28 protein-coding genes are annotated in these 26,907 nt (G+C 61.9%); 17 read left to right on the top strand and 11 right to left on the bottom strand.

Annotated features, from left to right (window positions below; genetic code table 11):
• The first annotated feature begins 4 nt into the window (after positions 1-4).
• The 6 genes from ACU688_RS01300 to ACU688_RS01275 all read left to right on the top strand — a co-directional run bounded on the left by ACU688_RS01300 (position 5) and on the right by ACU688_RS01275 (position 7,122).
• Entirely contained in the window at positions 5-604 is a 600-nt protein-coding gene (locus tag ACU688_RS01300) for a LysE/ArgO family amino acid transporter (protein WP_448183385.1), read from the top strand.
• Positions 605-782: 178 nt separating this feature from the next.
• Positions 783-1,379, top strand: coding sequence for a superoxide dismutase (locus ACU688_RS01295; protein ID WP_016975406.1), 597 nt, complete (start codon positions 783-785; stop codon positions 1,377-1,379).
• A 128-nt stretch (positions 1,380-1,507) separates the two neighbouring features.
• Positions 1,508-1,717, top strand: coding sequence for a hypothetical protein (locus tag ACU688_RS01290; protein ID WP_448183384.1), 210 nt, complete (start codon positions 1,508-1,510; stop codon positions 1,715-1,717).
• A 178-nt stretch (positions 1,718-1,895) separates the two neighbouring features.
• Positions 1,896-3,947, top strand: a complete 2,052-nt coding sequence (locus ACU688_RS01285) for a putative bifunctional diguanylate cyclase/phosphodiesterase (protein ID WP_207040704.1) — start codon at positions 1,896-1,898, stop codon at positions 3,945-3,947.
• A gap of 127 nt (positions 3,948-4,074) precedes the next feature.
• Positions 4,075-5,418, top strand: a complete 1,344-nt coding sequence (locus ACU688_RS01280) for an imelysin family protein (protein ID WP_448183383.1) — start codon at positions 4,075-4,077, stop codon at positions 5,416-5,418.
• 249 nt (positions 5,419-5,667) lie between these two features.
• Complete coding sequence (locus tag ACU688_RS01275) at positions 5,668-7,122, top strand: TrkH family potassium uptake protein (protein ID WP_448183382.1); 1,455 nt, start codon at positions 5,668-5,670, stop codon at positions 7,120-7,122.
• Here the strand turns inward: ACU688_RS01275 and ACU688_RS01270 are convergent.
• Positions 7,079-8,137: an AraC family transcriptional regulator gene (locus ACU688_RS01270; RefSeq protein WP_448183381.1), complete on the bottom strand. Its 1,059-nt coding sequence runs from the start codon at positions 8,135-8,137 to the stop codon at positions 7,079-7,081. The two genes, ACU688_RS01275 and ACU688_RS01270, sit on opposite strands and share 44 nt — an antisense overlap.
• 162 nt (positions 8,138-8,299) lie before the next feature.
• Here ACU688_RS01270 and ACU688_RS01265 point away from each other — a divergent pair, with 162 nt between their 5' ends.
• From ACU688_RS01265 to ACU688_RS01250, 4 genes are all read left to right on the top strand, one after another.
• A complete protein-coding gene (locus ACU688_RS01265; RefSeq protein ID WP_257782669.1) occupies positions 8,300-8,611 on the top strand; it encodes an Mpo1-like protein in 312 nt (103 codons plus the stop codon).
• A 12-nt stretch (positions 8,612-8,623) separates the two neighbouring features.
• Complete coding sequence (locus ACU688_RS01260; protein ID WP_448184039.1) at positions 8,624-8,899, top strand: hypothetical protein; 276 nt, start codon at positions 8,624-8,626, stop codon at positions 8,897-8,899.
• Between the two features lie 74 nt (positions 8,900-8,973).
• Positions 8,974-9,144 (top strand): hypothetical protein, encoded by a 171-nt coding sequence (locus tag ACU688_RS01255; protein WP_448183380.1) that lies wholly within the window; start codon positions 8,974-8,976, stop codon positions 9,142-9,144.
• A 104-nt stretch (positions 9,145-9,248) separates the two neighbouring features.
• Positions 9,249-10,445 carry an MFS transporter gene (locus ACU688_RS01250; RefSeq protein ID WP_448183379.1) on the top strand — a complete coding sequence of 399 codons (1,197 nt, stop codon included), beginning with the start codon at positions 9,249-9,251 and terminating at the stop codon, positions 10,443-10,445.
• Here the strand turns inward: ACU688_RS01250 and arfB are convergent.
• The 8 genes from arfB to ACU688_RS01210 form a co-directional block, all read right to left on the bottom strand.
• Positions 10,442-10,855: an alternative ribosome rescue aminoacyl-tRNA hydrolase ArfB gene (arfB, locus tag ACU688_RS01245; protein WP_016973225.1), complete on the bottom strand. Its 414-nt coding sequence runs from the start codon at positions 10,853-10,855 to the stop codon at positions 10,442-10,444. The two genes, ACU688_RS01250 and arfB, sit on opposite strands and share 4 nt — an antisense overlap.
• A 12-nt stretch (positions 10,856-10,867) precedes the next feature.
• Positions 10,868-11,551: a pentapeptide repeat-containing protein gene (locus ACU688_RS01240; RefSeq protein WP_448183378.1), complete on the bottom strand. Its 684-nt coding sequence runs from the start codon at positions 11,549-11,551 to the stop codon at positions 10,868-10,870.
• A 105-nt stretch (positions 11,552-11,656) separates the two neighbouring features.
• Positions 11,657-13,078, bottom strand: a complete 1,422-nt coding sequence (locus ACU688_RS01235; protein WP_448183377.1) for an amino acid permease — start codon at positions 13,076-13,078, stop codon at positions 11,657-11,659.
• Positions 13,079-13,700: 622 nt separating this feature from the next.
• A complete protein-coding gene (rluB, locus tag ACU688_RS01230) occupies positions 13,701-14,909 on the bottom strand; it encodes a 23S rRNA pseudouridine(2605) synthase RluB (protein ID WP_305431118.1) in 1,209 nt (402 codons plus the stop codon).
• 199 nt (positions 14,910-15,108) lie between these two features.
• Positions 15,109-16,023 (bottom strand): SMC-Scp complex subunit ScpB, encoded by a 915-nt coding sequence (scpB, locus tag ACU688_RS01225; RefSeq protein WP_448183376.1) that lies wholly within the window; start codon positions 16,021-16,023, stop codon positions 15,109-15,111.
• A gap of 12 nt (positions 16,024-16,035) precedes the next feature.
• Positions 16,036-16,854 (bottom strand): segregation and condensation protein A, encoded by an 819-nt coding sequence (locus ACU688_RS01220; RefSeq protein WP_124524903.1) that lies wholly within the window; start codon positions 16,852-16,854, stop codon positions 16,036-16,038.
• Positions 16,855-17,484, bottom strand: a complete 630-nt coding sequence (locus tag ACU688_RS01215) for an L-threonylcarbamoyladenylate synthase (RefSeq protein WP_448184013.1) — start codon at positions 17,482-17,484, stop codon at positions 16,855-16,857.
• A 13-nt stretch (positions 17,485-17,497) separates the two neighbouring features.
• Positions 17,498-18,361 carry a PHP domain-containing protein gene (locus ACU688_RS01210; RefSeq protein ID WP_448183375.1) on the bottom strand — a complete coding sequence of 288 codons (864 nt, stop codon included), beginning with the start codon at positions 18,359-18,361 and terminating at the stop codon, positions 17,498-17,500.
• 87 nt (positions 18,362-18,448) lie between these two features.
• On the opposite strand from ACU688_RS01210, the gene ACU688_RS01205 reads away from it, so the two are divergent.
• The 7 genes from ACU688_RS01205 (at position 18,449) to ACU688_RS01175 (ending at position 24,065) form a co-directional block, all read left to right on the top strand.
• Positions 18,449-19,045: a septation protein A gene (locus ACU688_RS01205; protein WP_448183374.1), complete on the top strand. Its 597-nt coding sequence runs from the start codon at positions 18,449-18,451 to the stop codon at positions 19,043-19,045.
• A gap of 1 nt (position 19,046) precedes the next feature.
• Positions 19,047-19,346: a YciI family protein gene (locus tag ACU688_RS01200; protein WP_448183373.1), complete on the top strand. Its 300-nt coding sequence runs from the start codon at positions 19,047-19,049 to the stop codon at positions 19,344-19,346.
• A gap of 107 nt (positions 19,347-19,453) precedes the next feature.
• A complete protein-coding gene (locus ACU688_RS01195; protein ID WP_448183372.1) occupies positions 19,454-19,861 on the top strand; it encodes an SH3 domain-containing protein in 408 nt (135 codons plus the stop codon).
• A gap of 7 nt (positions 19,862-19,868) precedes the next feature.
• Positions 19,869-20,546, top strand: a complete 678-nt coding sequence (locus ACU688_RS01190) for a response regulator transcription factor (protein WP_448183371.1) — start codon at positions 19,869-19,871, stop codon at positions 20,544-20,546.
• Between the two features lie 252 nt (positions 20,547-20,798).
• Positions 20,799-21,263 carry an LTXXQ domain protein gene (locus tag ACU688_RS01185; protein ID WP_448183370.1) on the top strand — a complete coding sequence of 155 codons (465 nt, stop codon included), beginning with the start codon at positions 20,799-20,801 and terminating at the stop codon, positions 21,261-21,263.
• A 68-nt stretch (positions 21,264-21,331) separates the two neighbouring features.
• A complete protein-coding gene (locus ACU688_RS01180) occupies positions 21,332-22,675 on the top strand; it encodes a sensor histidine kinase (RefSeq protein WP_448183369.1) in 1,344 nt (447 codons plus the stop codon).
• 40 nt (positions 22,676-22,715) lie between these two features.
• Positions 22,716-24,065, top strand: coding sequence for a CoA transferase (locus ACU688_RS01175; protein ID WP_448183368.1), 1,350 nt, complete (start codon positions 22,716-22,718; stop codon positions 24,063-24,065).
• A 107-nt stretch (positions 24,066-24,172) separates the two neighbouring features.
• Here the strand turns inward: ACU688_RS01175 and ACU688_RS01170 are convergent, their stop codons facing one another.
• Positions 24,173-25,036 (bottom strand): DNA-3-methyladenine glycosylase family protein, encoded by an 864-nt coding sequence (locus ACU688_RS01170; RefSeq protein ID WP_448183367.1) that lies wholly within the window; start codon positions 25,034-25,036, stop codon positions 24,173-24,175.
• Positions 25,033-26,460, bottom strand: a complete 1,428-nt coding sequence (arcD, locus tag ACU688_RS01165) for an arginine-ornithine antiporter (protein WP_448183366.1) — start codon at positions 26,458-26,460, stop codon at positions 25,033-25,035. Before arcD ends, ACU688_RS01170 begins: the two co-directional genes overlap by 4 nt.
• Between the last annotated feature and the right edge of the window lie 447 nt (positions 26,461-26,907).

Raw genomic sequence — 26,907 nt, 5'->3', positions numbered from 1 at the left:
TCCTATGTGGCAAAGCTATGTTAACGGCCTGTTGGTGGCCCTCGGCTTGATCATGGCCATTGGCACCCAGAACGCCTTTGTCCTGGCGCAAAGCCTGCGTCGCGAACATCACCTGCCCGTGGCGGCGTTGTGCGTGGTGTGCGATGCGTTGCTGGTGGCCGCCGGGGTGTTTGGCCTGGCCACGGTGCTGGCGCAAAACCCGCTGCTGCTGGCGATTGCCCGTTGGGGTGGCGCGGCGTTCCTGTTGTGGTACGGCACCCTGGCGCTGCGCCGGGCGTTTTCCAAACAGAGCCTGGAGCAAGGCGGCAACCTCAAGACCCGCTCCCTGCGCGCCGTGATGCTCAGCGCTTTGGCGGTGACTCTGCTCAATCCCCACGTCTACCTGGACACGGTGCTGCTGATCGGCTCACTCGGCGCCCAACAAACCGAACCTGGCGCCTACGTGGCCGGGGCGGCCAGTGCATCGTTCCTGTGGTTCGCCACCCTGGCGCTCGGCGCGGCATGGTTGGCACCGTGGTTGGCGCGGCCGGCTACCTGGCGCCTGCTGGACCTGTTGGTGGCGGTGATGATGTTCAGCGTGGCCTATCAATTGATCGCGGCGTAGGGAATATTCCAAAACGCTCTGGAACCTCTATCCCACACAGTTGTTGCGTGGTTTTGCCGCACCCCCGGTGCTATGATCCTGCCCCTGCGCCGCAAAGAGTACAAACTCCCCGGCGCTTGTTTGGCCGCCCGTGATCGGCCTTGCGCTCACCGCAACTGACCTGATTAGGAGAATCATCATGGCTTTCGAATTGCCGCCGCTGCCCTACGCACACGATGCCCTGCAGCCGCACATTTCCAAGGAAACCTTGGAATTCCACCACGACAAGCACCACAACACCTACGTCGTGAACCTGAACAACCTGGTGCCTGGCACCGAGTTCGAAGGCAAGACCCTGGAAGAGATCGTCAAGTCCTCTTCGGGCGGCATCTTCAACAACGCCGCTCAGGTCTGGAACCACACCTTCTACTGGAACTGCCTGGCGCCAAACGCCGGCGGCCAACCAACCGGCGCGCTGGCTGAAGCCATCAACGCTGCGTTCGGTTCGTTCGACAAGTTCAAGGAAGAGTTCACCAAGACGTCCGTCGGCACCTTCGGTTCCGGTTGGGGCTGGCTGGTGAAAAAGGCTGACGGTTCCCTGGCCCTGGCCAGCACCATCGGCGCCGGCAACCCGCTGACCAATGGCGATACCCCGCTGCTGACCTGCGACGTCTGGGAACACGCTTACTACATCGACTACCGCAACGTGCGTCCAAAGTATGTGGAAGCGTTCTGGAACCTGGTCAACTGGAAGTTCGTGGCTGAGCAGTTCGAAGGCAAGACCTTCACTGCCTAAGCAACGCTTGCAGTAGAAAGAGCCCGGCAATTGCCGGGCTTTTTTGTGCCCGATGGAACCGCACGGCGCAACTTGGCCACCCAGGCAGGGAGAGGAATGCGCCTCTCATACTTGTCGGAGAAATTACGATGTCTATTGGAGCCCTAGCCGCACTTCCCGTGGTCGGTGAACTATTCAAGGCCGGTGCAGATCTCGCCAAGGCGGCCATCCCCCTCGCCCAGCCCTTCGCCGATGTACTGGCCAAAGCCCTGGGTGATGCGCTGGAACCACAAAACAAAACCGTGGATTTTGCCAGCGCACAAGAGACCACAAACCGCCCAATCACCTTCAACAGCTGAGCCCAAGCGCGACACGGAACCCGGCAAGCGGATGCAAATCCGCCTTGCCCCGTCCTCCTACATCCCCCTCCAAAAGCATCAATCCCACCTTTGCTCCAATGTCCCTTTGACTGCCATCACGAGATTGCCAATACTCATGGCATATTGAGGCTACCCGCATGGAACAAGGAATAACCCTTTGAAGCTGGAACTCAAAAACAGCTTGTCGGTGAAGTTGCTACGGGTCGTGCTGCTGTCGGCATTGGTCGTGGGTGTGGCGCTCAGCGTGGCGCAGATCGTTTTTGACGCCTATAAGACGCGCCAGGCCGTGGCCAGCGACGCCCAGCGTATCCTCGACATGTTCCGCGACCCCTCGACCCAGGCCGTCTACAGCCTTGACCGCGAGATGGGTATGCAGGTCATCGAGGGCCTGTTTCAGGACGACGCCGTGCGCATGGCGTCCATCGGCCATCCCAACGAAACCATGCTCGCGGAAAAAAGCCGCGCCTTGCAGCAATCCCCCAGCCGCTGGTTGACCGACCTGATTCTTGGCCAGGAACGCACGTTCACCACGGCGCTGGTGGGTAAAGGCCCGTACAGCGAGTATTACGGCGACCTGAGCATCACCCTCGACACCGCCACCTACGGCAAGGGCTTTATTGTCAGCTCGGTGATCATCTTTATTTCCGGGGTGCTGCGCGCCCTGGCTATGGGCCTGGTGTTGTACCTGGTCTATCACTGGCTGCTGACCAAGCCGTTGTCGCGGATTATCGAGCACCTGACGTCGATCAACCCGGACCGCCCCAGCGAACACAAGATCCCCCAACTCAAGGGCCATGAGCGCAATGAACTGGGGCTGTGGATCAACACCGCCAACCAGTTGCTCGAATCCATCGAGCGCAACACCCACCTGCGTCACGAGGCCGAGAGCAGCCTGCGGCGCATGGCGCAGTACGACTTCCTGACCGGTTTGCCGAACCGCCAGAAATTGCAGGAACAACTGGACAAGATCCTCATCGACGCCGGCCGCCGGCAACGCCGCGTGGCGGTATTGTGTGTGGGCCTGGACGACTTCAAAAGCGTCAACGAGCAGTTCACCTACCAGGCCGGCGACCAACTGCTGCTGGCCCTGGCCGACCGCCTGCGCGCCCACAGTGGCCGCCTCGGCGCCCTGGCCCGCCTGGGCGGCGACCAGTTCGCCCTGGTGCAGGCCGACATCGACCAGCCGTACGAAGCCGCTGAGCTGGCGCAAAGCATCCTCGACGACCTGGAAGCCGAGTTCGCCCTCGACCACGAACAGATCCGCCTGCGCGCCACCATCGGCATCACTTTGTTCCCGGAAGACGGCGACAGCACCGAGAAGCTGCTGCAAAAAGCCGAGCAGACCATGACCCTGGCCAAGAGCCGCTCGCGCAACCGCTACCAGTTCTATATCGCCAGCGTGGACAGCGAAATGCGCCGCCGCCGCGAACTGGAAAAGGACCTGCGCGACGCCTTGAGCCGCGACCAGTTTCACCTCGTCTATCAGCCGCAGATCAGCTACCGCGAGCATCGCGTGGTGGGCGTCGAAGCGCTGATCCGCTGGCAGCACCCGGAACACGGCCTGGTGCCGCCCGACCTGTTCATCCCGCTGGCCGAGCAGAACGGCACCATCATTGCGATTGGCGAATGGGTGCTGGACCAGGCCTGCCGGCAGTTGCGCGAATGGCACGACCAGGGTTTCACCGAGTTGCGCATGGCAGTCAACCTGTCCACCGTGCAGTTGCACCACACCGAGCTGCCGCGGGTGGTCAACAACCTGATGCAGATCTACCGCCTGCCGCCGCGCAGCCTGGAGCTGGAAGTCACCGAAACCGGCCTGATGGAAGACATCAGCACCGCTGCCCAACACCTGCTGAGCCTGCGCCGTTCCGGGGCGCTGATCGCCATCGACGACTTCGGCACCGGCTATTCATCCCTCAGCTACCTGAAAAGCCTGCCGCTGGACAAGATCAAGATCGACAAGAGCTTCGTCCAGGACCTGTTGGATGACGACGACGATGCCACCATCGTGCGGGCCATCATCCAGCTGGGCAAAAGCCTGGGCATGCAGGTGATCGCCGAAGGCGTGGAAACCGCCGAACAGGAGGCCTACATCATCTCCGAGGGCTGCCACGAGGGGCAGGGTTATCACTACAGCAAACCGCTGCCGGCCCGGGAGTTGGCGGCGTTTTTGAAACAGTCCGAGCGCAATAACGCCGCGATTCTTTGAGCCGGGAAAACGATACTGAATATTTCCCGCGTTTAAGCCTTTACACAAAATGCAAATCTTTCGCATTATGTCGCAGTTTTGCGCTCCCCCCGCGCGCCCTATCAACAACCGAAGCAGGATGTTCGCCATGATTCGTATGCCCCTGGCCACCGCCAGTCTGCTGGCCATTGCCATTTCTCTCGCCGGTTGCGGCGAAGGTAAAGACAAGGCCGCCGCGCCACAGGCGCCGACCCCGGCTGCCAGCACTACCGCTCCAGCGGCTGCCACCCCTGCCGGCCAGGTTGACGAAGCCGCCGCCAAGGCTGTGGTCGCGCATTACGCTGACATGGTGTTCGCGGTCTACAGCGACGCAGAATCCACCGCAAAAACCCTGCAAACCGCGATCGACGCGTTCCTCGCCAAGCCAAGCGACGAAACCCTGAAAGCCGCCCGCGCCGCCTGGGTTGCCGCCCGCGTGCCGTACCTGCAGAGCGAAGTGTTCCGCTTCGGCAACACCATCATCGATGACTGGGAAGGCCAGGTGAACGCATGGCCACTGGACGAAGGCCTGATCGACTACGTCGACAAGTCCTACGAACACGCCCTGGGCAACCCGGGTGCCACCGCCAACATCATCGCCAACACCGAGATCCAGGTCGGCGAAGACAAAGTCGACGTGAAGGAAATCACCCCGGAAAAACTCGCCAGCCTCAATGAGCTGGGTGGTTCCGAAGCCAACGTTGCCACCGGCTACCATGCCATCGAATTCCTGCTGTGGGGCCAAGACCTCAACGGCACCGGCCCTGGCGCGGGCAACCGTCCGGCCTCGGACTACCTGACCGGTGACGGCGCCACGGGCGGCCACAACGAGCGTCGCCGCGCCTACCTGAGCGCCGTGACCCAATTGCTGGTGAGCGACCTGGAAGAAATGGTCGGCAACTGGAAGCCAAACGTCGCCGACAACTACCGCGCCACCCTGGAAGCAGAACCTGCCACCGACGGCCTGCGCAAAATGCTGTTCGGCATGGGCAGCCTGTCCCTCGGCGAGCTGGCCGGTGAGCGCATGAAGGTTTCCCTGGAAGCCAACTCGCCAGAAGACGAGCAGGACTGCTTCAGCGACAACACCCACAACTCGCACTTCTACGACGCCAAGGGCATCCGCAACGTCTACCTGGGCGAGTACACCCGCACCGACGGCACCCAGATGACCGGCGCCAGCCTGTCGTCCCTGGTGGCCAAGGCCGACCCGGCTGCCGACAGCGCCTTGAAGGCTGACCTGGCGGCGACCGAAGCGAAGATCCAGGTCATGGTTGATCACGCTGGCAAAGGTGAGCACTACGACCAATTGATCGCCGCCGGCAACGATGCAGGCAACCAGATCGTACGCGACGCCATCGCCGCACTGGTCAAGCAGACCGGTTCGATCGAAGCCGCTGCAGGCAAGCTGGGCATCAGCGACCTGAACCCGGATAACGCTGATCACGAGTTCTGATCAGTGCCGAGTTGAAAAAAGGCGACCTTCGGGTCGCCTTTTTTATGCACGCACCCTCGGTCACCTCATACTCCTGTGGGAGCTGGCTTGCCTGCGATAGCGGTGGATCAGTTGATGAAGGAGTGACTGACCCACCGCTATCGCAGGCAAGCCAGCTCCCACATTTGCTCTGCGTTGCGTCCAAGCCCCGGTTTACAAGACCTGCACCGTAGGTAGAATGACGCCACTCCCACATACCTGAGTTCACTCATGGCGTTGCCGACCCTACGCATCATCGGTTTCATCATCGGCATCTTCCTGATCACCCTCGCGATCGCCATGGTCGTGCCCATGGCCACCCTGGTGATCTTCGAACGCACCCAAGACCTGCCGTCGTTCCTGTGGGCCAGCATGATCACCTTTCTCGCCGGCCTGGCCCTGGTCATCCCCGGGCGCCCCGAACACGTGCACCTGCGGCCACGGGACATGTACCTGCTGACCGTCACCAGCTGGGTGGTGGTGTGCATCTTTGCCGCGCTGCCGTTCCTGCTGACCCAGCACATCAGCTACACCGACTCGTTTTTTGAAAGCATGTCCGGCATCACCGCCACCGGTTCCACCGTATTGAGCGGGCTGGACAGCATGTCCCCCGGCATCCTGATGTGGCGCTCGCTCCTGCACTGGCTGGGGGGCATCGGCTTTATCGGCATGGCGGTGGCGATCCTGCCGCTGCTGCGCATCGGTGGCATGCGCCTGTTCCAGACCGAATCCTCGGACCGCTCGGAAAAGGTCATGCCGCGATCGCACATGGTGGCGCGGCTGATCGTGGCGGCGTACGTGGGCATCACCATCCTTGGCAGCCTGGCCTTCTGGTGGGCCGGGATGGGTTTGTTCGATGCGATCAACCATGCGATGTCGGCGATTTCCACCGGCGGTTTTTCCACCTCCGATGAATCCCTGGCCCACTGGAAACAACCCGCGGTGCATTGGGTCGCCGTGGTGGTGATGATCCTCGGCAGCTTGCCGTTCACCCTGTATGTGGCGACGTTGCGCGGCAACCGCAAGGCCTTGATCAAGGACCAGCAGGTGCAAGGTTTGCTCGGTTTGCTGCTGGTGACCTGGCTGGTGCTCGGCACCTGGTACTGGTGGACCACCGACCTGCATTGGCTGGACGCCCTGCGCCACGTGGCGCTGAACGTGACATCGGTGGTGACCACCACCGGCTTCGCACTCGGGGACTACAGCCTGTGGGGCAACTTCTCACTGATGCTGTTTTTCTACCTGGGCTTTATCGGCGGTTGCTCGGGCTCCACGGCCGGCGGGATCAAGATCTTCCGCTTCCAGGTCGCCTACATCCTGCTCAAGGCCAACTTGAACCAACTGATTCACCCCCGCGCGGTGATCAAGCAGAAGTACAACGGCCACCGTCTCGACGAAGAGATCGTGCGGTCGATCCTGACCTTCTCGTTTTTCTTCGCCATCACCATCTGCGCCATCGCCCTGGCCCTGTCGCTACTCGGCCTGGACTGGATGACCGCGTTGACCGGCGCCGCCAGCACGGTGTCCGGCGTCGGCCCGGGCCTGGGGGAAACCATCGGCCCGGCCGGCAACTTCGCCAGCCTGCCGGACGCGGCCAAGTGGATTCTGTCGCTGGGCATGCTGCTGGGCCGGCTGGAGATCATTACAGTGTTTGTGCTGTGTATTCCGGCGTTTTGGCGCCACTGACCAGCGACGCCTCCAGCAACCGCGCCCGGTATTCGCCGGGCGTGGCATCGAACCAGCGGCGAAACGCGCGGAAGAAGTTACTCGGGTCGGCAAACCCCAACAGGTAGGCGATTTCCAGCAAGGTCATGCTCGGCTGCGCCAGGTACTGCTCGGCCAGTTCGCGACGGGTGTCGTCGAGCAAGGTCTGGAAACTGGTGCCCTCCTCCTGCAAGCGCCGCTGCAAGGTGCGCTGGGACAGGTGCAGGGTCTGGGCCACCACTTCACGCTTGGGCTCGCCCTGGGGCAGCAGGCGGCACAGCACCTGGCGCGCCTTGTGGGTCACGCGGCTTTCCGAGAAGCGCGCCAGGTATTCTCCGGCAAATCGATCATGCAACAGCGCCATGGCTTCGTTGGCGGTGGGCAGTGGCGCGTCCATATCGGCCCGCTCGAAAATCAGCGCGTCATACGGCGCATTGAACTCCAGGGGGGCATGGAACGCTTGTTTGTAGGGCGCCAGGTCCTCGGGCTGGTCGCCTTGCAACAGCACTTTACGCGGCTGCAAGGTGCGCCCGGTAAGCCAGCCGCACAGGGCCAGGGCGCTGGCCAGCGAGGCTTCGGCGCTTTGCCGGGTGGGTGGCAGATGATCGCCATGCACCGTCAGAATCAGCGCATAGCCTTCGGGCAATAATCGGAAACTCAGGTCGGCGCTTTCAGCAATGATCCGCTGGTAACGCACCAGGCGCATAAAACCTTCGGCCAGCGTGTTGCTGGACATCAGCGCATACCCCGCCACATGAAACGAAGCGGGGCGCACCACTTTGCCCATATTCAAGCCAATCGCCGGGTTGCCCGACAGCTCCACCGCCCGCTGCCACAGGCGGGTCATGGAGTCTTGTGGGAAGCGCGCATCGGGATCGCTCAGGGCGCTGTAGTCCAGGCCCAGCTGCTTGAACAGGGCTCGGCAATCCAGGCCGTCCATCTCCAATGCCTTGACTATCCCCATCGCCCAGCTTGCAGAAGTTGTTCGTTCGCTCATGGCGTCTTCTTAATAAAGCAGGCTTAAAACGGCAGCCAGGAAAGCCAAGGATACTAAAGTGGCATCTATTGTCACTGGCTGTTACCACTGATCACTCTAGACTCAAATAAGCTCCCCGCCGAACATCTGTTGGGCGGCACAACAATCAAAGGGCCGGTCATCGTGGAAAATGTTAAGCAATTCAACAGCTTTGCCGAGTTCTACCCCTATTACCTGAAAGAGCACGGCAACAGCACCTGCCGACGCCTGCACTTCATCGGCACCACCCTGGTGATCGGCATCCTGGCCTACGCCATTGGTCGGGGTTCGCTGGGCTTGCTGCTGGCTATCCCGATCGCCGGCTACAGCTTTGCCTGGATCGGCCACTTCTTCTTCGAAAAGAACCGTCCAGCGACGTTTAAACACCCGTTCTACAGCTTATTGGGGGATTTCGTGATGTATCGCGACATGATCCTCGGCAAGGTGCCGTTCTAGGCCTGTGACCTCATGTCACTTGCGTTAAAGGATGAAAGTTCCGACATCCGCCGACATAAAATTCTTTTTGTCATTTGCAGTGCTGTATCCTGCCAAGGCTTTTTGAGAGCGCGGAATCACCTGCGATTGAAAAAACAGACCTTGCGAGGAGCGACGACGATGCACGAGATACCTAATCTCCCCTTCCCAAGCCTGCACCCTACAGAGCAGCCAACACCGCAGCAGGCCAGCGACAAACAGCCTGAGGCCAAAGAAGCCAAACCAGTCGACAGCGAAAGCCAGGACTGACGCCGTACCAGACCGTGTGGAAAGCGCAGCTTTGAGCGCTTTCCACACTGCCTGAATAGACCTGGATACCCACCATGACCGACACCCCAGACACCGCCGTGCTCGACGCTGCCTTGCAGATGGTCGAAGTATGGAACCGCCTCAGCGCGGACAAACAAGCCATGTTGCTCAAGCGCTTCGGCACCCAGGAAAACGCCTTGGCCGCTCTGGTCACCACCCAACTGCTCGCCCCCTCCCAGCCCTGACGTCTTTTTGATCTGACGTTTTTGCGATTTACCGCCCTGCGCGAGCCCAACCACCGGTATCATTAGCAGCCTATCTTTACCTGCTGCGACTGTGGACCTCTCCCATGCCAGATACCCAGCGCCCCATGGCGGTCACGCTGCAAGTTGTTTCCATCGTGTTGTTCACCTTTATCGGCTACCTGAATATCGGCATTCCCCTCGCCGTATTGCCGGGCTATGTCCACAGTGAACTGGGCTACGGCGCCGTGATCGCCGGGTTGGTGATCAGCGTGCAATACCTGGCCACCCTGCTGAGCCGTCCGTACGCCGGCAAAATCATCGACAACCTGGGCAGCAAGCGCGCCGTGGTGATCGGCTTGGCGGGCTGCGGCTTGAGCGGTGTGTTCATGCTGCTGGCGGCGTGGTTTGCCAGCTTGCCGGCCGTCAGCCTCGGTAGCCTGCTGATTGGCCGCCTGGTCTTGGGCAGCGCGGAGAGCCTGGTCGGCTCGGGTGCCATTGGCTGGGGCATCGGCCGCGTCGGTGCGGCCAATACGGCCAAGGTCATTTCCTGGAACGGTATCGCCAGCTACGGCGCCCTCGCCGTCGGCGCGCCGCTGGGGGTGTTGCTGGTCAGCCATCTCGGGCTGTGGAGCATGGGCGTCAGCATCATCCTGCTGGCGATCATCGGCCTGCTGCTGGCCTGGAAGAAGGAACCCGCGCCCATCGTCGCCGGCGTACGCTTGCCCTTCATGAACGTGCTGGGCCGCGTCCTGCCCCACGGTTGCGCGTTGGCGCTGGGCTCCATCGGTTTCGGCACCATCGCCACCTTTATCACCCTGTATTACACCACCCAGCACTGGGACAACGCCGTGTGGGCCCTGAGCCTGTTCGGCGCCAGTTTTATCGGCGCACGCCTGCTGTTTGGCAACCTGATCAACCGGATCGGCGGCTTTCGCGTGGCGATTGCCTGCCTGTCCGTGGAAATCCTCGGCCTGCTGTTGTTGTGGCTGGCGCCGGACGCCAACCTGGCCCTGGCCGGTGCGGCCTTGAGCGGGTTTGGCTTTTCCCTCGTGTTTCCGGCGCTGGGCGTCGAAGCGGTCAACCTGGTACCGGCGTCCAGCCGTGGCTCGGCGGTGGGGGCTTACTCGCTGTTCATCGACTTGTCGCTGGGGATTACCGGTCCGTTGGCCGGGGCGGTTGCGGCAGGGTTCGGCTTTGCGTCGATCTTCCTGTTCGCCGCCCTTGCCGCCCTCGGTGGTTTGCTGCTGAGCGTCTACCTATACCGACAAGCGCCCAAGGCCCGCGAGGCGCGCGGCGACTAGAAGTCGACCTTGCCGCGCCCGGCCTTGATGGTGCCGCGCTTGGTCTTGGATTCCAGCCGGCGTTTTTTCGAGCCCAGGGTGGGCTTGGTCGGACGGCGCTTCTTCTCGACCTTGGTGGCACTGAGGATCAACTCCACCAGGCGCTCCAGCGCATCCGCGCGATTCTGCTCCTGGGTCCGATATTGCTGGGCCTTGAGCACCAGCACACCTTCGCTGGTAATGCGACTGTCGCGCAGCGCCAGCAGCCGCTCCTTATAAAACTCCGGCAACGACGACGCCGGAATATCAAAACGCAGGTGCACCGCGCTCGACACCTTGTTGACGTTCTGCCCACCGGCGCCCTGGGCGCGAATCGCGGTCAACTCGATCTCGGCATCCGGCAGGTGCACATTGTTGGAAATCACCAGCATCAATCAAAAACCCTAGGCAACGGACAAGCCCAACTCGGACAACAACATCGACGCCTGGGCTTTGGAAATCACGGCGCCTTTGAACAGTTTGGCATCATTGAGGCGAAACCCGCTCAAATCCGCGCCCCGCAGGTCGGCACCGGCAAAGTTGGCACCGTTGATACGCGCGTGGGCGAGGCTGCAATCGATCAATTCGGCCTTGCGAAAGTCTGCGTCCGACAAGTCGCTGTCGGAGAAATCCAGGTTATTCAGCACCGTGCGCGCAAACGACAACCCGGACAGGAAGGCGCTGTTGAGCCGCGTCTCGCTGAAACTCAAGCCCAGGGACGCACAATGGGTGAAGTTGGCACCGGTCAACTTGCAGTGCTCGAAACTCGCCTGGGGCAGCTTGCTGCGCTGCCAGCGGGTGTTGTTCAGGTCGCAACTGTGGAACTGCGCTTCCAGCAGGTTCGCCGCTTCAAAGATCGCGAGGCTGGCGCGGCAGCTTTTCCATTGGGTGCCCTCCAGGCGGGAGCCGAGGAGCGAGGTCTGGATAAGGATGCAGCGTTCGAAGATCCAGTGATCGAGCACCATGCGCGACAGGTCGGCGCCGCTCAGGTCCACGCCAATCAGGCGCAACGGGCCGCTGTGCTGGTCGATCAGGTCTTCCAGGTCAGCGCGTTGCAAGGTGCCGCCGTCGATGTCGGTGTGGTGCATGGGGCCTCCGAGCCTGTAGCAAATTAAAACGAGGCGCGAGTCTACCCCGTCAACGCCAACAAAAAACCCGGCAAAGCGCCGGGTTTTCTGTTTACGGAAGGGTTCCTACTCCAGAACCGTCCCTGTTGTGCTCAGGGCTGCCTGCGCCTTGCGCTTGTTCTTGATCCAGTAGCACACCGCCATAAACGCCACCCACACCGGGATCGCGTACACCGACACCTGGATCCCCGGGATCATCAGCATGACCACCAGGATAAACGCGACGAACGCCAGGCAGACGAAGTTGCCGTACGGGTACCACAACGCCTTGAACAGCGGCACCTGCCCGGTGCGGTTCATGTGCTGGCGGAACTTGAAGTGGGAGAAGCTGATCATCGCCCAGTTGATCACCAACGTGGCCACCACCAGCGACATCAGCAGTTCCAGCGCGTGTTGCGGGATCAGGTAGTTCATCAGCACCGCCACCAGGGTCACCGCCGCCGAGGCGAGGATCGAGCGCACCGGCACGCCGCGTTTGTCGATCTTCGCCAGCGCCTTGGGTGCATCGCCCTGCTCAGCCATGCCCAGCAACATGCGGCTGTTGCAGTAGGTGCCACTGTTGTACACCGACAGTGCCGCCGTCAGTACCACGAAGTTGAGGATGTGTGCCGCGGTGTTGCTGCCCAGCATCGAGAACACCTGTACGAACGGGCTGCCGCTGTAGGCATCGCCAGACGCATTGAGGGTGGTCAGCAGGCTGTCCCACGGCGTCAACGACAACAGCACCACCAGGGCACCGATGTAGAAGATCAGGATGCGGTAGATCACCTGGTTGATCGCTTTCGGGATCACCGTGCGTGGCTGGTCAGCCTCGGCAGCGGTGAAACCGAGCATTTCCAGGCCACCGAACGAGAACATGATGATCGCCATGGCCATCACCAGACCGCCCACGCCGTGGGGGAAGAAGCCGCCGTGTTCCCACAGGTTGCTCACCGACGCTTGCGGGCCGCCGCTGCCGCTGACCAGCAGATAGCTGCCCAGGGCGATCATGCCGACGATGGCCACCACCTTGATGATGGCAAACCAGAACTCGGCTTCACCGAACACTTTGACGTTGGCCAGGTTGATCAGGTTGATCAGCACGAAGAACGCCGCCGCCGAGACCCAGGTCGGGATCTCTGGCCACCAGTAATGCACATATTTGCCGACAGCCGTCAGCTCCGACATGCCCACGAGAATGTACAGGATCCAGCAGTTCCAACCCGACAGGAAGCCGGCGAAACCGCCCCAGTACTTGTGGGCAAAGTGGCTGAAGGAACCGGCCACCGGCTCTTCGACGATCATCTCGCCGAGCTGGCGCATGATCATGAAGGCGATAAAGCCGCAGATGGCATAGCCCAGGATCATCGACGGGCCGGCGGATTTGAGCACCCCGGCCGAGCCGAGGAACAGGCCGGTGCCGATGGCGCCACCGAGGGCGATCAACTGGATATGACGATTTTTCAGGCCGCGTTTCAGCTCGCCTGAAGAGGAATGGGGTCCACTCATGAAAAGGGTCTCACGCAAGGTTTGATGATGTTGAATGCACGTCGCTCGCTCGAATCTCGACTCAAGCAGCGCCGCTCAAACCCCAGCGCAGGCACCAGGAGTACAGCGTGTTTATATCGGTCATGCGTCACCTGTTTGTTTTTATCTGTGACGAAATCGAACCCGTCCGGCTCGTGGCCAGGCGGAGTGATCAGGGTAGGCAAACCCTGGGTCTTGGCCTTTTGCGTGGGTACGCAAGGGGGGTCACAGTAAAACGCGGCGGATTGTACACGCAGAGAAGCTTCAGGCCGAGTCTTGTTGTTGAGGATCAGAACTGTCAGGTAATCCTTACAGCGTCACCTACCCCAATAAACACGCCACCATTTCGTAAACTATTCGTTACAGAGCGGAATACACGCGTTACAGACACTGGAGATCAACTGTGGGAGCGGGCTTGCCCGCGATTGCGGTGGGCCAGTCAAAGATGCATCCAATGACACACCGCCATCGCGGGCAAGCCCGCTCCCACATTAGGCTTGCTTCCACAGGTGTCATCGCATTTCAAATTCAAAACAAAAAAAAACGCCAACCCGAAGGCTGGCGTTCTTTCTTGCAGCTTGCCGCTAAAAACCAGCCGCTGCCTTTAAGGCTTCTTGCGACCAAAACCAGGACGCTGGCCCGAACCGGCCGGGGCGCCACGGCGCTTGCCCGACGGCTCGTCCGCGACCAGTTTCGGGCCAGGGCGCTTGTTCGCCGCTGGCTTGGCTGGACGCTTGGTGCTGGCGTTGTCGGCCGGGCGCTCGGCTTCACCACGGTTGCTGCGACCACCGGCCGGGGCCGGACGCGGCGTGCGCGGAGCACGTTCGCCTTCCTGACGCGATGGCGCGGTTGGGCGACGCTCGCCTTCGATGTGCGGCTGACGGGAAATACGCCCGCCAGTGGCCGGTGCATCCAGCGCCGGGCGCACGGTACGGGCAACGCGCTCGGTACGGGCGACAGGACGCGACGATTTACGCTGCATACGCTCAAGCTTGTCTTTGCTCTTGGCGTTCATCTGCGGCATCGCGACCGGCGTCAGGCCCACTTCGGCACTGAGGATGTCCACTTCGTACTGGCTCATTTCGCGCCAGCGGCCCATCGGCAGGTCGGAGTTCAGGAACACCGGGCCGAAACGCACGCGCTTCAGGCGGCTGACCACCAGGCCCTGGGATTCCCACAGGCGACGTACTTCGCGGTTACGGCCTTCCATCACCACGCAGTGGTACCAGTGGTTGAAACCTTCACCGCCTGGCGCTTGCTTGATGTCGGTGAACTTGGCCGGGCCGTCTTCCAGCACCACGCCGGCTTTCAAGCGCTCGATCATCTCGTCATCGACTTCGCCACGTACACGCACTGCGTATTCGCGGTCCATCTCGTAGGACGGGTGCATCAGGCGGTTGGCCAGTTCACCGTCGGTGGTGAACATCAGCAAGCCGGTGGTGTTGATGTCGAGGCGACCGATGTTGATCCAGCGGCCTTCTTTCGGCTTAGGCATCTTGTCGAACACGGTCGGACGGCCTTCCGGGTCGTCACGGGTGCAGATCTCGCCGTCAGGCTTGTTGTACATGATCACGCGGCGCACCGATTCGGCGGCCTCTTCACGCTTGATAACCTTGCCATCAATGGTGATTGCATCGTGCAAGTCGACGCGCTGGCCGAGGGTGGCCTCGACGCCGTTGACCTTGATGCGCTTCTGGGTGATCCAGGCTTCGACGTCGCGGCGCGAGCCCACGCCGATACGCGCCAGCACCTTTTGCAGTTTTTCACCTGCTGGGCCGATTTCCTGGCTGTCGTTCTGGTCTTTGTCGTTCATCTTAAGCACCTCCCGGTGGGTCGATTCAGGCGTGGCCTGAAGAGTGTTGAAAGCGGGGTCTTGGCCGAAGAGGTCGGCGAAGGGTCGCGAATCATACGCGTATGGCGGGCGTTGCGCATCACAGACTAGTCGATAAGCCTAAAGTCGTTCACTTTTCCGCCGACCGGTGCCGCCCGCCAGCTCCCACAGGGGTTCGGCGTCAGTCTTCGAATTTGCGGCGTTCGGCTTCGATGGCTTCAGCCAGCGCGCGGGCTTCGGCTTCTTCTTCGCTCAGGGCCGGCTGTTCGAGGGCGGCGACAGCGGCCAGGAGTTTTTCGCGGGCTTCGGCAACGCCGAGAATGTCTTCCTCAGGCTCGGGTTCAGGCTCAGCGCTCTCCGCGGCCTCAGGCTCGACAGCTCCATCACGCAGCAGGTCATCAAAGTCAGTCTTGATGCCCTGCTCCATGTCATCCAATTCCAACAACAAGGTGTGGAAGCTGGTTTCGTCCTTCGGCTCTTCCGGCTCGGCGCTGGCATCGGCCAGCTCTTGCAGGCTGGCGGGCACCGGCGCGTCGTCGAAGTCCAGCACCGGGTCTGGCTCCATCTCGCGCAGCTCGGCCAGCGGCGGCAAGTCGTCGAGATTCTTCAGGTTGAAGTGGTCGAGGAACACCTTGGTGGTAGCAAACATCGCCGGCTTACCGGGCACATCACGGTAACCGACGATGCGAATCCACTCGCGCTCCAGCAGCGTCTTGACGATATGGCTATTGACCGCCACACCCCGCACGTCCTCGATCTCGCCCCGGGTGATCGGCTGGCGATAGGCGATCAGCGCCATGGTCTCCAGCATCGCCCGCGAATAACGCTGCGGGCGCTCTTCCCACAGGCGACCGACCCATGGGGAAAATTTCTCACGGATCTGCAGGCGATAACCCGATGCCACTTCCCGCAGCTCAAAGGCGCGGCCATCGCAAGATTTGCGCAGGATCTCCAGCGCCTTCTTGAACACCGGCGGCTCGGGGCGTTCGGCTTCTTCAAAGAGTTCGAACAGGCGTTCCAGGGATTGCGGCTTGCCCGAGGCCAGTAGAAAGGCCTCCAGCAACGGGGCCAGTTCGCGGGGTTCAGTCAGATTCATCGATTCAGCTCTTTATTCGGCTCGCGCCCGCACGTGGATAGCCGCAAAAGGCTCATTCTGGACCAGCTCGACCAAGGATTCCTTGACCAGTTCAAGCACCGCCATAAAGGTCACCACCACCCCCAGGCGCCCTTCTTCTTTGGTGAACAGCTCGACAAACGGCACAAATCCACCGCCTTTGAGGCGCTCCAGCACATCGCTCATACGCTCGCGGGTCGACAGCGCCTCGCGGCTGACCTGGTGGCTTTCAAACATATCGCCACGGCGCAGTACTTCGGCCATGGACATCAACAATTCTTCCAGGCTCACATCCGGCAACAACTTGCGCGCGCGGGCCTCGGGGGCATCCAGCTTGGGCACCACCACATCGCGGCCCACACGGCTCAAGCCATCGATACCTTCGGCAGCCGCCTTGAAGCGCTCGTACTCTTGCAGGCGACGGATCAGCTCGGCGCGCGGGTCGTCTTCCTCGGCTTCCACCGTCTCCGAACGCGGCAACAGCATGCGCGACTTGATCTCGGCGAGCATGGCGGCCATCACCAGGTACTCGGCGGCCAGTTCCAGGCGCACCGACTGCATCAACTCCACATAGCCCATGTACTGGCGGGTGATTTCCGCCACCGGGATGTCGAGGATGTTGATGTTCTGCTTGCGGATCAGGTACAGCAGCAAGTCCAGCGGGCCTTCGAAGGCTTCGAGGAAGACTTCCAGCGCATCCGGCGGAATGTACAGGTCCAGCGGCATTTCCATGACCGCCTGGCCATAGACCATGGCAAACGGCAGTTCCTGCTGGGCGCCGGCCTGGGGATCAACGGTTTCCACGGCGGACATTCAGGCCTCGACCATGAACGGCGCCGGGTCACCGCAACCCACGCGGATCACTTCGGGTTCGCCGTCGGCCAGGTTGATCACGGTGGAGGCTTTGTTGCCGCCAAAGCCACCATCGATGATCAGATCGACCTGTTTTTCCAGGAGTTGGCGCATTTCGTACGGATCTTCCAGCGGCTCGGTGTCACCGGGCATGATCAGCGACACGCTCATCAACGGCTCACCCAGCTCCTCAAGCAGCGCCAAGGCAATGGGATGCTCAGGCACGCGCAGGCCGATGGTGCGTTTCTTCGGGTGCAGCAATAGGCGCGGCACTTCGCGGGTGGCGTTGAGAATAAAGGTGTAGGGCCCCGGCGTGTGCGCCTTGAGCAGGCGGAAGGTGCCGGTGTCGACCTTGGCGAACAGGCCCAGTTGGGACAGGTCGCTGCAGATCAGCGCAAAGTTGTGCTTGTCGTCCAATTGACGCAGGCGTCGTACACGCTCGACCGCGCCCTTGTCGCCGATCTGGCAACCGATGGCGTAGGACGAATCCGTTGGATAGATCACCACGCCACCGGCGCGAATGATCTCCACGGCCTGTTTGATCAGGCGCGCCTGGGGGTTCTCCGGGTGAATCTGGAAGAATTGACTCACGTGTTCTACCTGTTCAGACGGTGGCAGTAATGGGGTCATGCTTGAATCGCCCCGACAAGAGCGGCAGGTCTTCAGGTACCTGGCGATACTCGCCGATTTCGGACCACCCACCTGGGCCATGAAAATCACTGCCGGCGCTGACCAGCAGACCAAATTCGCGGGCAAGAATAGCCAGGCTGCCGACCTGTTCAGCGGGTTGATGCCCATTGACCACTTCGATCGCGTGGCCTCCCGCTCCAATATAGTCGCTGATCAGCTTGCGACGCTTGCTGCGGGTGAAATCGTAATGCCATGGATGCGCCAGGCTGACCCAGGCCCCGGCGGCTCGCAAGGTCGCGACCGTGTCTTCGAGAGTCGGCCAGTGTTGCTTGACGTCACCCAACTTGCCGGCGCCCAGCCATTTGCGGAAGGCTTCGGCGCGGTCCTTGACGAACCCCTCGCGCACCATCCAGTCGGCGAAGTGCGGACGGGCCGGGGCGTTGCCGCTGTCGCCCAATTCCTGCTGGATCGCACGGGCGCCGTCGAGGGCATTGGGCATGCCCTTGAGGCTGAGTTTGCGGCTGATTTCTTCGGAACGCAGCCAGCGGCCGTCGTGCAAAGCGGCGATGGCGGCCACCAGCGGCGCGGCTTGTTGATCGAAACCGTAGCCGAGCACATGAATGGTGGCGCCGCCCCAGGTGCAGGACAGCTCCACGCCGTTGACCAACTGCATACCCAGCGCATGCGCGGCTTCGCGAGCCTCGTCGAGGCCTTCAAGGGTGTCGTGGTCGGTCAAGGCCAGGACTCGCACGCCTTTTTCAAACGCACGCGCAACCAGTACCGCGGGCGCCAGGGCGCCGTCGGAGGCCGTGCTGTGGCAGTGCAAATCAACATTCACGGGGATGTGTAACCTCAAGTCAGCTGGCGCTTTCGCTACCTAGGATGTTTGTTATTATGCCGCCACATCCAGCTTCTGGCTCTTACTGTGAAACAATTCATCGACTTCATCCCGCTGTTGCTGTTTTTCATCGTGACCAAAATCGACCCTCGGGTCCTCGATATCGCCGGTCACCCGGTGTCATTCGGAGGCATCTACAGCGCCACCGCCGTCCTGATCATCAGCTCTATCGTCGTCTACGGCGCCATCTTCATCTCCCAGCGCAAGCTGGAAAAAAGCCAATGGCTGACCCTGGTCGCCTGCCTGGTCTTCGGCGGCCTGACCCTGGCCTTCCACAGCGAAACCTTCCTCAAATGGAAAGCGCCGGTGGTCAACTGGCTGTTCGCCCTGGTCTTTATCGGCAGCCACTTCATCGGTGACCGCCTGCTGATCAAGCGGATCATGGGCCATGCGCTGACCCTGCCGGAGCCGGTGTGGACACGCTTGAACGTCGCCTGGATCGTGTTTTTCCTGTTCTGCGGCGCCGCCAACCTGTTCGTGGCCTTTACCTTCCAGGACTACTGGGTCGACTTCAAAGTGTTCGGCAGCCTGGGCATGACCGTGTTGTTCCTGGTCGGCCAGGGCATCTACCTGTCGCGCCACCTGCATGACGCCGCCCCTACCACGCCAAAAACCGAGGACTGACATGCTCTACGCCATCATTGCCACCGACGTCGCCAACTCCCTGGAAAAACGCCTGAGCGTGCGCCCGGCCCACGTCGAGCGCCTCAAGCAGCTGCAAGCCGACGGCCGCCTCGTACTGGCCGGCCCGCACCCGGCCGTAGACAGCAATGACCCGGGCGCCGCCGGTTTCACCGGTAGCCTGATCATCGCCGAGTTCGCCTCGCTGGCAGACGCCCAGGCCTGGGCCAAGGCCGATCCGTACATCGCGGCAGGCGTTTATGCCGACGTGGTGATCAAGCCGTTCAAGCAAGTCCTGCCTTGACCCGAGCCTGTGCCGGACCGATTGCGTTCGGCACACACCTAATTGCTCATTATTCTCGGTAACCTGCCGACAACGTCCTGAATATTCGTGTGGAATCAGGAGTTCCGATGCGCTTACGTCAGTTGTGTCTGTTGGCAGTGTTATTGATCGGGGCTACGGCCCACGCTGAAGAAACCCCGAATACCGGCAATTCGACGCCCCTGTCGTTGAGTGCCGGCAGCCAGATCAGCGAGTTGCAGCAACGCTTGAAAGACAGCGAGCGGCAACGTGAAGAACTGAGCAAGCAACTGCAAAACGCGGATGCTGCCCGCGAAAGCGCGCAATTAAGTCGCCTTCGCCAAGAGAACCAACGCCTGTCCCAGCAACTCAAAGAGACACAAGGCGGCGCCTTGACCCGTTGGCTGACCGAGCAACAACAGTGGTTTGTCACCGGTGGCGCCGTCGCACTGATCGCCTTGCTGTGCGGGATCTTCGCCAGCGGTGGGCACCGTCGCCGTCGACAATGGCTAAATTGAGTGAGTCATGAGCGAGCTGTTACTGATAGATGATGACCAGGAGCTCTGTGAGCTGCTGACCAGTTGGTTGAGCCAGGAAGGCTTCCAGGTGCGCGCCTGCCATGACGGTTTGAGCGCGCGTAAAGCCTTGGCGGACAGCGCGCCTGCCGCCGTGGTGCTGGATGTGATGCTGCCCGATGGCAGCGGCCTGGAGCTGCTCAAGCAATTGCGCACCGATCACCCGGACTTGCCCGTGCTGATGCTGTCGGCCCGGGGCGAACCGCTGGACCGCATCCTCGGCCTGGAACTCGGCGCCGACGACTACCTGGCCAAGCCGTGCGACCCACGGGAACTGACCGCCCGCCTGCGCGCGGTACTGCGCCGCAGCCACCCGGCCGCCGTGTCTACGCAAATGGAACTGGGCGACCTGTGCTTCAGCCCGGTGCGCGGCGTGGTCAGCATCGACGAGCAGGAATTCACCCTCACCGTCTCCGAAAGCCGCCTGCTGGAAGCCTTGCTGCGCCAGCCCGGCGAGCCCCTGGACAAACAGGAACTGGCGCAGATCGCCCTCGGCCGCAAGCTGACCCTTTACGATCGCAGCCTGGACATGCACGTCAGCAACCTGCGCAAAAAGATCGGCCCGCACCCGGATGGCCGGCCACGGATCGTGGCGTTGCGTAGCCGTGGGTACTACTACGCCCCCTGACAAGCGCCTCGTTGCCCTTCTGTGAGAGCTGGCTTGCCTGCGATAGCATCACCTGGATCTAGCGGACAGACCGAGTTGCCTGCATCGCAGGCAAGCCAGCTCCCACACTTGACCTCATCCGCCTCAATCGTTTTGTCAGCTCCCGCCAAACCCCTCTTTACCCAAGCTTTACGCTCCCCTGACTGCCGCTGACCTTCATCTCCGTAATCTACTTACATCCGGACTCACCGGAATAGAGACAGGAGAATCACCATGCGCAAGACCCTTATCGCTTTGATGTTCGCCACTGCCCTGCCAACCGTTGCCATGGCGGCAATGCCCGACGGTCGCGGCCCGATGGGCGGGCCAGAAGGCCACATGATGGGCGGCCCGGGCCACGGCGGTGAACACGGTCCGCGTGGCAAAGGCGGCCCCTTCAGCCAGCTGGATTTGAGCAAAGAACAGCGCGAGCAAATCGGCAAACTGATGGGTGACCAATGGCACGCTCGCAAAGACCTGACCAAAAAGTACCTGGACAAACTCCCGGCCGCTGAGCAGAAAGCCATGCAGGACGAGATCGCCGCCGGCAAGCAGAAAACCCAGGCGGATATCCGCGCGGTGCTGAAACCCGATCAGCAGAAGAAATTCGACGAGATCGTCAAGAAACAAGCCGAGCGCCGTGCCGAGTGGAAGGAATTCCAAGCCTGGAAAGCGCAACAGCCGCAAAAAGCGCAATAATGCCCACGCGTTAACGCTTCCAGCCCAGTGGCCACCGCCACTGGGCTTTTCCTGTTTGAGGGTTTCCTGTGCGCTCATTGTTCTGGCGGATCCTGGCCAGTTTCTGGCTGGCCATCGCTCTGGTTGCCGGGTTGTCGATCCTGCTTGGGCACATGCTCAACCAGGACGGCTGGATTCTCAGCCGCCACCCCGGCCTCGCCAACCTGCCCGAAGAATGGGCGCAACTCTACGAATCCCAGGGCGAAGACGCCGCCCAGGAGTTGCTGCAACAGCGCAAGCGCCAGTACCACATCGACGTGCAGGTGCTCAACGAAAGCGGCGAGCCGGTGGTGCGCGGCACATTCCCACGGCGCTCGGCCGCGTTCGAGGCCCGGCAAAATGACAGCAAGGACGGCCACCTGCCGTGGCGGCGCCTGACCGCCGAGTACACCAGCGAGAAAACCGGCGACACCTACCTGCTGATCTACCGCATCCCCCACCCGGAACTGGACGCCTGGCACCGCAGCAGCCTGTTGTGGCCACTGAGCGCGCTGGCGATTGCCCTGGTGGTGCTGACGTTGTTCAGCTTGCTGGTGACGCTGTCGATCACCCGCCCCTTGAGCCGTTTGCGCGGCGCGGTGCATGACCTCGGCCAAGCCACCTACCAGCAAAACAGCCTGGCGCGCCTGGCCAACCGCCGCGACGAGTTCGGCGTGCTCGCCACCGACTTCAACCGCATGGGCGCGCGCCTGCAAAGTCTGATCGGCAGTCAGCGCCAGTTGCTACGCGACGTCTCCCACGAACTGCGCTCGCCCCTGGCCCGCCTGCGCATCGCCCTGGCCCTGGCCGAACGCGCCAGCCCCGAAGAACGGGAAAAACTCTGGCCGCGCCTGACCCGCGAATGTGACCGCCTCGAAGCCTTGATCAGTGAAATCCTCGTGCTGGCTCGTGTCGATGCCGACAACGCCAGCGCCGAGGACGTCGATCTCGACCCGTTGCTCAAGGCCCTGCAAAAAGACGCCCTGCTCAGTGCACCCGAGCAAAAGGTGCAACTGAGCGGCGACAGCGACCTGCACCTCAAGGGCTGGCCGACCATGATCGAACGCGCCGTGGACAACCTGCTGCGCAATGCCCAGCGCTTCAACCCACCGGAGCAGCCCATCGAATTGCACGCCCAGCGCCAGGGCGAGCGCATCCTGATCAGCGTGCGCGACCACGGCCCCGGCGTCGAAGCCGAGCACCTGAGCCAGTTGGGCGAACCGTTTTACCGCGCCCCCGGCCAGACTGCCCAAGGCCACGGCCTGGGCCTGGCGATCGCACGCCGCGCGGCCGAGCGTCACGGCGGCAGCCTGATCCTGGCCAATCACCCGGGCGGCGGTTTTATCGCCAGCATCGAGCTGCCGCTGGAGCCTGGGGTTGCCACACCGGCCTGATGATCTCTTATAGTGGCCCTTCTCTTACGGAGGGCCTTTGATGACTGACCTGCTGACCCCCATCCAAGCCGCACTCAATCTGCCCCACACACCGCTGGCCTTTACCGAGGCCGGCGCCCTGCCCTCGGCCTTCGCCGTCACCGAACTGGCCAGCGCCAGCCTCGGCTCTGCGGGCCAGGCGGTGGCACTGTTGATCCAGCAACAGACCGGGCGGTTGCCCGCCGTCAGTGTGGACCGGCGCCTCGCCTCTTTCTGGTTCTCCTCTTCGATCCGCCCGCTGGGCTGGCAAGTGCCGCCCCTGTGGGACCCGGTGGCCGGCGACTACGCCAGCGCCGACGGCTGGATTCGCTTGCACACCAACGCGCCCCATCACCGTGCGGCCGCCGAACGCATCCTCGGCAAGGTCGCCGACCGCGACGAGATGGCCAGCAAGGTTGCCCAATGGAACGCCGCCGAACTGGAGCAGGCGATTGTCGATGAAGGCGGCTGTGCCGCGCAGATGCGCACATGGCAAGCCTGGCAGGCGCACCCGCAAGGCTTGGCCGTGAATGCCGAGGCGTTGGTGCAGCGTCAGGCCGTGACAACTACCTCCGACAAACCCTGGCACGGTTCAGTCGCACGGCCACTGGCGGGCATCAAAGTGCTCGACCTGACCCGCGTCTTGGCCGGCCCAGTGGCCAGTCGCTTCCTGGCCGGCCTGGGCGCCGACGTGCTGCGCATCGACTCGCCGACTTGGGACGAGGCCGGCGTGGTGCCGGAAATGACCCTGGGCAAACGCTGCGCGCGCCTCGACCTGAAAAGCCCCGAGAGCCGGCAGGTGTTCGAAGCGCTCCTCAAGGACACCGACATTCTGTTCCACGGCTATCGCGCCGACGCCCTGGAACACCTGGGCTACACAGCCACTGAACTGCAGCAGATCGCCCCGGGCCTGATCGATGTGAGCCTCAATGCCTACGGCTGGAGCGGCCCGTGGCGCAATCGCCGCGGGTTCGACAGCCTGGTGCAGATGAGCAGCGGGATTGCCGACGCGGGGATGGCCTGGAAACACGCGGATAAACCGGTGCCGCTGCCGTTGCAGGCGCTGGATCACGCCACCGGGTATTTGATGGCGGCGAGTGCGATCCGGGCCTTGAGCGAGCGCTTGAACACCGGGCGCGGCGGGTCGGCGCGGTTGTCGCTGGCGCGCACGGCGGCGTTGTTGGTGGAGGCTGGGCAAGTGCCGCAGCAACCGGCGTTGCGGGCGGAGCAGCCGAGCGATCAAGGCTTGCTGGTGGAACAGACGGCCTGGGGGCCGGCCCATCGTTTACTGGCGCCAGTAACCATCAGCGGCACACCGTTGCAGTGGGATTTGCCGGCTGGGGAATTGGGTTCACATCGGGCTCAGTGGTGACCTGACAACCGCTATCGCAGGCAAGCCAGCTCCCACATTTTGAACTGTGTTCACAAATCAAAAATGTGGGAGCTGGCTTGCCTGCGATGAGGCCCTCACAGCCACTATCAATCCCCCCGACTCAACGACGCCCACAAATGCTGCGCCGCATACGCCCGCAACGGCCGCCAAGCTTCGGCCCGCGCCAACAGTTGACGCGCCGAGACCGACCCGCCCTCCAGTGCCGCCAGGGCATTGATCAAGCCAACATCCCCCGAAGCAAACGCATCCACCTCACGCATCTGACGCATGGCGATGTACTGCGCCGTCCAATCGCCAATCCCCGGCAACACGACCAACCGCGCCACGCCGTCCTTGAGGCTGGCCTTGGCCTCGAACAATTCCGGATCATCCAGCAACGCCTGGGCAACACCGGACAAGGTGCGACCACGGGCCTTGGGCATGCCCAAGGCCGCCAGGTCTGCCGCCGCCAGCACCTCGGCCGTCGGGAACACATGGGTGATGCCCGCATGCGGCGTAGCCAGTGGCTGGCCATACTGGGCGACCAACTTACCCGCCAGGCGAATCGCCGCCACCACCGTGATCTGCTGGCCCAGTACCGCACGGATCGCCAGTTCCAGGCCGTCCCAGGTGCCCGGCAAGCGCAGGCCAGGACGGGCCGCCACCAGCCGCGCCATCAACGGGTCGTTCGCCAGTTGTGGGTTGATCACCTGCGGCTGGGCATCCAGATCAAACATCCGCCGCAAACGCCGCACGATCTCGGGCAAGGCGGCGGCGCCAGGAAAATCGACGGCCACCTCCAACCAATCCCCCGCTCCCAGCGCCACACTGATCCAACCATGCTCGCGCCCCACGCTGATGCTGCGCCGATACACGCCAGCCTCAACTGTCTCCAGCCCGCTGATCGCCCGCGCTGACAAAAACCCGATCATCGCCGCCCAGTCGTAGGGCGGCGCAAATGCCAGTCTCACAACGTCAACACCCCGCTATACAAGCCATACGCCGCCAACCCGGCACCGGCGATCACGCAGCTGAAAATGCCTTTTTCCATGTGGGTAAACAACGACTGCCCCTGCTCGCGCTTGGCCAAGGCAAACAGGATCACGCCCGGCGCGTACAGCAGCGCCGACAACAGCAAGTACTTCAACCCGCCGGCATACAGCAGCCACACCGCATACCCCAGGGCAATCAGCGCCACCAGCAAGTCCTTCAGGCGCTGGCCATGGGCGCCTTCATAGGTCTCGCCACGTCCGCTCAACAGCACCGCATAGGCCGCCGACCACAGGTACGGCACCAGGATCATCGACGAGGCCAGGTAGATCAGGGTGGTGTAGGTACTGTGGGAAAACAGCGTGATCACCAGAAAGATCTGGATCATCACATTGGTCAGCCACAGTGCATTGACCGGCACCTGATTGGCGTTTTCCTTCTTCAGAAACGCCGGCATGGTCTTGTCATGGGCGGTGGCGTAGAGGATTTCGGCGCAGAGCAACGCCCACGACAGCAACGCGCCGAGCAGCGACACCGCCAGGCCGAGGCTGATCGCCATGGCGCCCCACGGCCCGACGATATGTTCCAGCACACCGGCCAGGGACGGGTTTTGCAGCTTGGCCAGTTCCGGCTGGCTCATGATCCCCAGGGACAACACATTCACCAGCACCAGCAACGCCAGCACGCCGAGAAAGCCGATCACCGTGGCGCGGCCCACGTCCGAGCGCTTCTCCGCCCGCGCGGAGTACACGCTGGCGCCTTCGATGCCGATGAACACAAACACCGTGACCAACATCATGTTGCGCACCTGGTCCACCACGTCGCCCAGCTGCGGGTTGCCCAGGCCCCAGATATCGCGGGTAAAAATATCCGCCTCGAACGCCACGGCGGCGATCACGATAAACATCAGCAACGGCACGATCTTCGCCACGGTGGTGATCAGGTTGATAAACGCCGCCTCCTTGATCCCACGCATCACCAGAAAATGCACCGCCCACAGCAACAACGACGCACAGCCGATGGCCACCGGCGTGTTGCCCTGGCCAAACACCGGAAAAAAGTAGCCCAGGGTGCTGAACAGCAACACGAAGTAACCGACGTTGCCCATCCACGCGCTGATCCAGTAACCCCAGGCAGACGAGAAACCCATGTAGTCGCCAAACCCCGCCTTGGCGTAGGCATACACCCCGGAATCCAGCTCGGGCTTGCGGTTGGCCAGGGTCTGGAACACAAACGCCAGGGTCAGCATGCCCACAGCGGTGATCCCCCAGCCGATCAACACGGCGCCCACTTCGGCGCGGGCGGCCATGTTTTGTGGCAGGGAAAAAATCCCCCCGCCAATCATCGAGCCCACCACCAGGGCGATCAGGGCGCCAAGTCGAAGTTTCTGGGCCGGTTGGGACATGGCGACTCCTGGATTAACCACTGTTTGAGCTGACAACTGTGCACTCAACTAATTAACTCAGCGAGTGTAGCGTTTATTAGAGAAGGCGATAAAACAGACATGTTCATAACCTAAAAGCATGTCGCGCCGTGAAGTTTAGGCTTATTTAGATTTTAAATACTGCACAAAACTTAACGCTTATAGCGCTTTCGTGAAACTTCGTTCAAAAAGTTTGCACATCCGAAAAAAGGGGCTAGCTTCAAACGTCCATGCCCCTGACTAAATGATTAACAACAACGGCGAAACCGCTCTGGAAAGCGCTTTCCCGCGTCTTTGTATTGCCCAAGGGATTCCATCCTAAGTCATTAATTCACAATGGAATGTGCCAATGAAGTGATCTGAGTCAGCTGTTTGAATAGCGCACAGAATTATTCTGTGGTCTCTCTTCTCCTGCATTGGAGTCACGCA

Source organism: Pseudomonas acericola (SeqCode), assembly GCF_053456465.1.
This window is presented reverse-complemented; position numbering and strand designations above follow the sequence as displayed.